General features: G+C 28.3%; 8 protein-coding genes. 1 reads left to right on the top strand and 7 read right to left on the bottom strand.

The features are described from left to right. Positions 1-222: 222 nt before the first annotated feature. From V6137_RS20230 to V6137_RS20245, 4 genes are all read right to left on the bottom strand, one after another. Positions 223-1,896, bottom strand: coding sequence for a uridine kinase family protein (locus V6137_RS20230; RefSeq protein WP_425449755.1), 1,674 nt, complete (start codon positions 1,894-1,896; stop codon positions 223-225). Between the two features lie 139 nt (positions 1,897-2,035). Continuing rightward, on the bottom strand, positions 2,036-2,464 hold the full coding sequence (locus V6137_RS20235) for a CBS domain-containing protein (RefSeq protein WP_425449756.1): 429 nt from the start codon (positions 2,462-2,464) through the stop codon (positions 2,036-2,038). A gap of 92 nt (positions 2,465-2,556) precedes the next feature. Then, positions 2,557-3,030, bottom strand: coding sequence for a GNAT family N-acetyltransferase (locus tag V6137_RS20240; RefSeq protein WP_425449757.1), 474 nt, complete (start codon positions 3,028-3,030; stop codon positions 2,557-2,559). 14 nt (positions 3,031-3,044) lie between these two features. Next, positions 3,045-4,013 carry an RluA family pseudouridine synthase gene (locus tag V6137_RS20245; protein ID WP_425449758.1) on the bottom strand — a complete coding sequence of 323 codons (969 nt, stop codon included), beginning with the start codon at positions 4,011-4,013 and terminating at the stop codon, positions 3,045-3,047. Positions 4,014-4,296: 283 nt separating this feature from the next. Here V6137_RS20245 and V6137_RS20250 point away from each other — a divergent pair, with 283 nt between their 5' ends. Then, positions 4,297-4,782, top strand: coding sequence for a hypothetical protein (locus tag V6137_RS20250; RefSeq protein ID WP_425449759.1), 486 nt, complete (start codon positions 4,297-4,299; stop codon positions 4,780-4,782). A gap of 133 nt (positions 4,783-4,915) precedes the next feature. Here V6137_RS20250 and V6137_RS20255 read toward each other — a convergent pair whose 3' ends face one another. The 3 genes from V6137_RS20255 to V6137_RS20265 form a co-directional block, all read right to left on the bottom strand. Beyond that, positions 4,916-5,476 carry a DUF6648 family protein gene (locus tag V6137_RS20255; RefSeq protein WP_425449760.1) on the bottom strand — a complete coding sequence of 187 codons (561 nt, stop codon included), beginning with the start codon at positions 5,474-5,476 and terminating at the stop codon, positions 4,916-4,918. A 50-nt stretch (positions 5,477-5,526) separates the two neighbouring features. Beyond that, on the bottom strand, positions 5,527-6,042 hold the full coding sequence (pssA, locus tag V6137_RS20260) for a CDP-diacylglycerol--serine O-phosphatidyltransferase (RefSeq protein ID WP_425449761.1): 516 nt from the start codon (positions 6,040-6,042) through the stop codon (positions 5,527-5,529). A gap of 187 nt (positions 6,043-6,229) precedes the next feature. Next, positions 6,230-6,949 (bottom strand): pseudouridine synthase, encoded by a 720-nt coding sequence (locus V6137_RS20265; RefSeq protein ID WP_425449762.1) that lies wholly within the window; start codon positions 6,947-6,949, stop codon positions 6,230-6,232. Positions 6,950-7,254: the final 305 nt, after the last annotated feature.

A 7,254-nucleotide genomic window follows, 5' to 3' on the forward strand; every position in this document is an offset into this window, starting at 1 on the left:
CGGACTTTAGTTTGTTATGCAACCTTATCCAACTATAGACAGCCTCAAATGTGATTCGTATACCTCAGACCGGGATTTTGCCGCCGACTTCCTTCAGATTCCACCTCACGGTGGACACCCTTGTCTTTAGCTAGCACCTATATCACCTTCGGTGTTCGGGACTTTCACCCTATAGACTGTGTCCATGCTGGGCACACATAAAAAAAGAATAGTCAAAACTGACTATTCTTCCTTAAAGCAACTTCCTCCAATAAATTCCCTTATTATAGAGGTACAGGGTATATTATTTTCGTTATTAATATTTTTAAAATATTTAACAAATTTTAATAATCTTTTACTCTCTGAATAGAATCTATTATCTTTATCAATTTCTTTTAATAAAGGCTCCACATACTTTCTTAAAACTGAAAGTTCATATACAAGGGCAGAGTTAAACATTACATCGGCTTCCTCTTGATAAGGAAATATATTTCGTTCTTCTCCCCTTCTTACAGAGCTCCATAACTCTAAAGTCCTAGTAGCATCATTTCCCCTAAAGTTATGGTCCCTTACCATTCTTCGTATTAACCTAGTATCCGTTGTACGTATCCTATTATGTCCATCAATATTAAGCTGGGTTAATGCACTTACATATATCTTAAATTTATTTTTTTGAGGTATTGATGAAGTTAACTTTTCATTTAAACCATGTATTCCTTCTATAATAATTGCATTTTCTTTATCAATTTTGATTTTATTTCCTCTATATTCCCTTGTTCCTGTTACGAAATTAAATGTGGGAATTTCAACTTCTTCGCCCTCTAAAAGTTTTATCAAATCACTATTAAAGGTTTCTATATCAATAGCATCTATGGATTCAAAATCATACTGGCCATTTTCATCCAATGGAGTATCTTCCCTATTTACAAAGTAATCATCCAATGAAATTGATATAGGCTTCTTGCCATTTACTTTTAGTTGGGTAGATAACCTTTGGGCAAATGTGGTTTTTCCCGATGATGAAGGTCCTGCTATTAGTATTAATCTAATATCATCATTTTCACAAATTTTATCAGCTATGTTGGCAATTTTCTTCTCATGTAAAGCTTCCGATATTCTTATTAATTCATGTATAGAATTATTAAGTATCTTATCGTTTAATGAAGAAACATAACCTACATCCAATATATCTCCCCATTGTTCTGCTTCCCTAAATATTTTTGATAACTTACTATGTTCTTCAAACTTTGGTATTTTAAAGTTTTCTTCTTTTCTCGGAAATCTAATTATTATTCCAGGGTGATAATATTTTAAATCAAACTCCCCTATACATCCAGTGGACACCGCTAAGTAACCATAAAATGTATCGTAAAATCCATCTAGGTTATATACATGTTTATACTCTTTATTTCTATGTTTCAATAGCCTTATTTTATCCTTCATATTTTGGTTGTTAAAAATCTTAATCGCCGCTTCTTTAGGCATCTTTTCCCTAGTTATAGGTAAATCTTTATTAATGATCTCCTTCATTTTGGATTTTATTTTATCTATTGTATCTAAATCAATATTATCAACATTATGTATCTCTGTATACAGTCCTTTGCTTAATGAATGTTCAATGGTTACTTCACAATTTGGCAGTATATCACTACAAGCTTTAATAAATATATAAGATAATGTTCTAACATATATCCTCATTCCATCTTTATTAGTTATATCTAAGAGTTTAAGTGTAGTATCTTCCGTTATTTTATAATTAAGGTGTCTAACTTCATTATTTATAAGTGCTCCTAAATATTTCTTATATTCCCTAGGCTTTATTTTTCTTATTACGTCTATAATTTTAATATTTTTTTTAACTACTAATTCTCCTAAGTTTTCAATAGATACTTCAACAACTTCTTTATTTTTTACCATATACATCCCCCTTAATCTTATTTGTTATAAACCTATTCAGTTATATATACCCAAAATTTAAGTGTTTAAGATATGATTCTTTAAATTAATTGGGGGATCATAAATCCCCCAATAACTAAAAATATTTTATATTTACTATTTACATCATTGGTTTACTAGGTTGAGAAATATTTGATAGAGCTGCTCCAGCTTCATTTGTATATATATTTCTCACAGCTAAATCTCCTATAGATAACATTCCTACTATAGAGTTATTTTCCACTACAGGTAATCTTCTTATTTGATTTTGAGCCATAATTTTTGCTGCTTCATGGATATCAGTATCAGGAGTCACTGATACAATATTTTTTGACATTATATTACTAACTGGCGTGTTTATATCACTTCCCTCTGATACATTCCTAATTACAATATCTCTATCAGTCACTATACCTATAGGTTTGTTAGAGTTATTACAAACAGGCATTACTCCAACATTTAAACTTTTCATTTGACTTGCAGCATCCTTTATAGAGCTATTTTCAGTGACAGTTGAAATATCAGATGTCATAACTTCTCTTACTTTCACAATATCATCCTCCTTATGATTTTACTCATATTTAGGATGTGTAATATTTATTTTTTTAAACATATTATCTTAAATTTATCATGTTATATCAGTTAATTATTGGAAATTTTCAAAGATAGTGTTTTATTAACTTCCTTAAAACCCACTCTGTTATAAAATCTTATTGCGTTAATATTTTGAGAGTTTACATTCAATCTAATATAATCTATACCTAGACCTTTAAACCAGCATATAGCTTCACCAACAAGATTATCAGAAACACTATGTCCTCTATAAAACTCCTCTACAAATAAATCACTAATATAGCCCACAGGTTTCTGATGAAACATCTCATTTGTATTTCTTATCTCTCCTCTAATAAATCCTATATTATATTTTCTTTCTTTGGCTATCAACAATAATCTTCCATTATTGTTTAGATCCTTTTTAAAGGACTCCATTAAATATTCTCTCCAATCTGATGCAGGTTCTAAATAGTCACTAAAAGGTCTATGCCAATTAGAAAGCTTTTCCCACATAGCTATAATGGCTGGTAAATCCCTTTCCCTAGCCCTAGTAACTTTCAAAAACAAGTCCCCCTTTATTTACCAAATAACTCCTCTTTTATTATATTTGCTTTTGTATCCATAGGTGCCACAATTTTTTTATTATTTAAATAGTCTAACTTACCATCCAAACCGTTTAGAACTATTTTATAAGCATGTAAAAACTGATTTTCCAATTTATATTTACCTAAAAAATATTTATTAACCTTCTTATCTCCATATTTCAAATCTCCTATAATAGGATGGCCTATAGAAGCTAAATGGGCTCTAATTTGATGGGTACGCCCTGTTAATAATTCAATCTCTAACATAGTGAAATTTTTATTTTCATTTAATATTTTTATTTTTGTATGTATTTTTTTGCTTCCCTTTATTTCATGGCCTAAAATATCAACCTTATTAGTCTTCGGTTCTTTTATTAAATATCCCTTTAACTCTTTATCAGTGGCAACCTTCCCCTTAACAATACATTTATAATACTTATCTATATTTCCATTTCTAATACTCTCATTAATAGACTGTAGTGCTAAGTTATTTTTTGCCCCTATTATAATTCCACTTGTATTTTTATCTAATCTATTACATATAGCAGGAATAAATGTTTTCTCTTTTTCAGGATCATACTCTCCTCTTTTATGTAAATAGGATATTAATTGTTTCACTACAGTGTTTTCATTATTACCAGCTGAATGGGATAATAACCCTTTAGGTTTATTTATTATTATAATATTTTCATCTTCATATGTGACTTTAAATCTTATAACCACATCTTCTACTTTCTTATATTCTTTAAATTTATTTATTGTTTCTGTGGACATATAAAACTGAATTTTGTCACCCTCTTTAAGGTTTATATTTGGTTTAGCCCTTTTATTATTTAATTTAATTCTTTTTTTTCTTAGCATTTTATATATAAAACCCTTTGAAGCCTCTGGCATATATTTTTTTAAAAATCTATCGATTCTTTGGTTTTTTTCATTTGTATTTATAGTTATTTCATTCAAACAAACACCACCTTATATTTTAATTCTATCATATTTTCTTTTATACTATACAATAATTTTATGTAGCCTTAGATTATGACATTTTTTACCCATATTTTTCTTATTCGATTTAATACATCAAATATTGAAATATTACTATTAAATATGATATCATTATGATGTAATAATAAAAATTGAGGTGAATAACTTGAATAAATTATCGGAAAAAATCAAAGACCTATTATATGATTCGATGGACTTTATACTTATTATTGTAATTGTTATAGCTGTAGGGGGCACTATTATGTGGAGGGTAGATCTACTATTCAATACTGATAGTGATATTGTTATAGCTAAAGAAACTGACACTCCTGAAAAAACAGATATTGCTGAGAAAAATACTAATTTAATAGAAGAAAATGACACTTCAATTGAAGAAGCTTCTGATAAGGAAGTAAATGATCTTGAAGATAATGGTGTTAAAAGTGATAGTAATAGTGAAGATATACAAGACTCAGAAACAAATAATGAAAAATCTAACGAAGATAAAAACAATACTGGATCTAATGATAAAGAAAATACTGATGAAGTAGTGAATATTTCTATCCCTGAAGGTACATCTGCCTTTAAGATAGCGGATATTTTAGTGGATAAGGGTCTGGTGGATAATAAATGGAATTTTTTAAATACGGCAACAGAGTTAAAATTAGATACAAAATTAAAACCTGGAGAGTTTAAAATTAAAAAAAATAGCTCTTTAGAAACCATGGTAAAAATACTTGCAAAATAGTCTTTGAAAACAATCACCCGTACGGGTGATTGTTTTGTGCAGAGTACAGGGAACAGGGTACAGGGTTTTAAATGTTCCAAGTTTTTCTCTGTACTCTGCTCCCTACACAAAAGAGAGGCCCTTGGCCTCTCTTTTAATACTTTTCATTAATGTAATTATCAATGAGAGATTTCCTCTTTCCTTCTTCAAAAACACCATTTGCTCTTAATATTTTTAACAACCATTTGCTTTTAGAATGAAATATTGCAAATTCATAATCATTTAAAACAATTTCATATAATTTGTTTTTAAGTTTTTCTGATTCTACCTTTATAAAATAAGCATCTACATTTTCAAATTCTAAGTATCTTAATAACTTCAAGGTTGATTTATCCTTCTCATTATAATAACGATGTGCTTTATTTAGATGATTCTTAAAGTATTTATAATGTTTTCCCTGCCTTTTTATATCTACACCTAACATGGTGTAATATTTAGCAAGCATATTATAATATTGGTAGTTATACATTCCCTTTTCAAAGCTATCTACTCTATCAAAGGGTTTCATCCTAATTTTTTGTATAAAATCGAAATTCATTTGTAAAAACTCTCGTTTTGTAATATCACCATTCCTAAATTGAATTATTAAAGAATCCCTATGCTCGAAAAATCTGTCAAAAATACTCTTACGTCTAGTATAAGCCACAATAAACACCCTATCTAATATTTAAAATTAATAACAATATTATTATAACATAAATCTTATTATCTTTTTCTCAATTTTATTTTAGTACTAATCATAGAGTATGATAAAAATAACATTAACGAGCTCAAAAAATACATATTTATATTGTATCTAATAGTGTAGAGAGCCGCCAATGTAACTATTCCCCCTGTTAACGTTATTGGAAATCCCACATATACACCCTCAAAGTCTGTAATATTATATTTAGCCAATCTATATGCTCCCGCTACTGCAAATAGTATGGTAATTATAACTCCAATTATACCTAACTTTATAAGTTCTATATTCCAAATCAATATTGATGGTGCCACTCCAAATGATATTAGGTCACATAAAGAATCTAATTCTTTTCCTAGACTAGTGGTGGCATTAAACCTTCTAGCAAGCTTGCCATCGAATCTATCAAATAGCGCAGCCAACAATATTAATAATGATGAAATATAGTGTTGACTATCAAAAATATATAGTATAGCTAATATTCCTAGTGACAAATTCAACAATGTGAATAAATTGGGTATATTATTTTTTATATTCATTTATTACCACTCCAATATAATTAATAAAAGTATATAGTTATTTGTATACATATAAATGTCCATAAGTCGTATCATATATATGTAAAGTAATTCTTATTTTTTCTATTTTATTCTATCATTATATACTATAATATCGGCTATGGCAAACATTATACAACCCCATGTATAATAGTAATATTCATTTATTCTATTCAATCAAAAGATTAATTTCTTCTTCTTTAAGCTCCCTATACTCTCCTGTTTCTAAACTTTTATCGAGCTCTATATTACCCATTGAAACCCTTTTAAGATATAAAACCTTCTTTCCTATAGCTACAAACATCCTTTTTACTTGATGAAATTTCCCTTCTTTTATTGTTAAATATACCTTAGATATATCATCATTTTCTATTATATCCATTTCCGCCGCCATGGTCTTATATCCATCTTCTAATATAACTCCATCATTAAATTTTTCTATATCCCCACTATCTACTCTTCCCTCCACTTCAACATAATAGGTTTTCTTTACATGCTTTTTAGGTGATAATAAATTATGAGCTAATTTCCCATCATTGGATAATATTAATAAACCTTCTGTATCTTTATCTAATCTACCTATTGGAAATGGTTCAAATATTTTATATTTGTCATCTATTAAATCTATTACAGTATTATTTATAGGATCATCGGTAGAGGATACAACTCCATCGGGTTTATTCATCATCAGGTAAATATACTCCCTATATTCAATTAAAATACCATCTATCTCTATTTTATTATAATATGGATCAATTTTCTTTGAGCTATCCTTTACAATATCACCATTTATTGTAACCCTTCCTTTTTTCATTATCTTTTTTATGTTTTTTCTACTACCATACCCCATATTGGATAGTATTTTATCTATTCTTTGTAGTTTACTCATAAGAACCTCCTATTTTATGCATAATGTTTATTATATATAAAAAGTCATATCCTCTTACATTTTATATTTTAGTCTACTACATTTCAAACTTTTTATTTATTAATAGATAACTAAACTTTAATCTAAAACACTCTTAGGTCTTCATCTTTTACTTCACACGAAAAAAGGTGGCTTAGCCCAATGTCATTAAGTTAAGAAATATTTTAAAGAATCCAAGACAGAAAATAAACTGATTTCTGTCTTGGATTCTCTTTTCTTTAGTAAATAACAAATTTATGACATACTAAAAAGACAGATTGCCATCT

The sequence above is a fragment of the Dethiothermospora halolimnae genome (genome assembly GCF_037577855.1).
GTDB classification, from domain to species: domain Bacteria; phylum Bacillota; class Clostridia; order Tissierellales; family VENL01; genus Dethiothermospora; species Dethiothermospora halolimnae.

Bases quoted from the DNA above. Each gene is read 5' to 3' on its own strand.
- V6137_RS20250 (WP_425449759.1), top strand. From the start codon at position 4,297: ATGTGGAGGGTAGATCTACTATTCAATACTGATAGTGATATTGTTATA.
- V6137_RS20230 (WP_425449755.1), bottom strand. From the start codon at position 1,896: ATGGTAAAAAATAAAGAAGTTGTTGAAGTATCTATTGAAAACTTAGGA.
- pssA (WP_425449761.1), bottom strand. From the start codon at position 6,042: ATGAATATAAAAAATAATATACCCAATTTATTCACATTGTTGAATTTG.
- V6137_RS20265 (WP_425449762.1), bottom strand. From the start codon at position 6,949: ATGAGTAAACTACAAAGAATAGATAAAATACTATCCAATATGGGGTAT.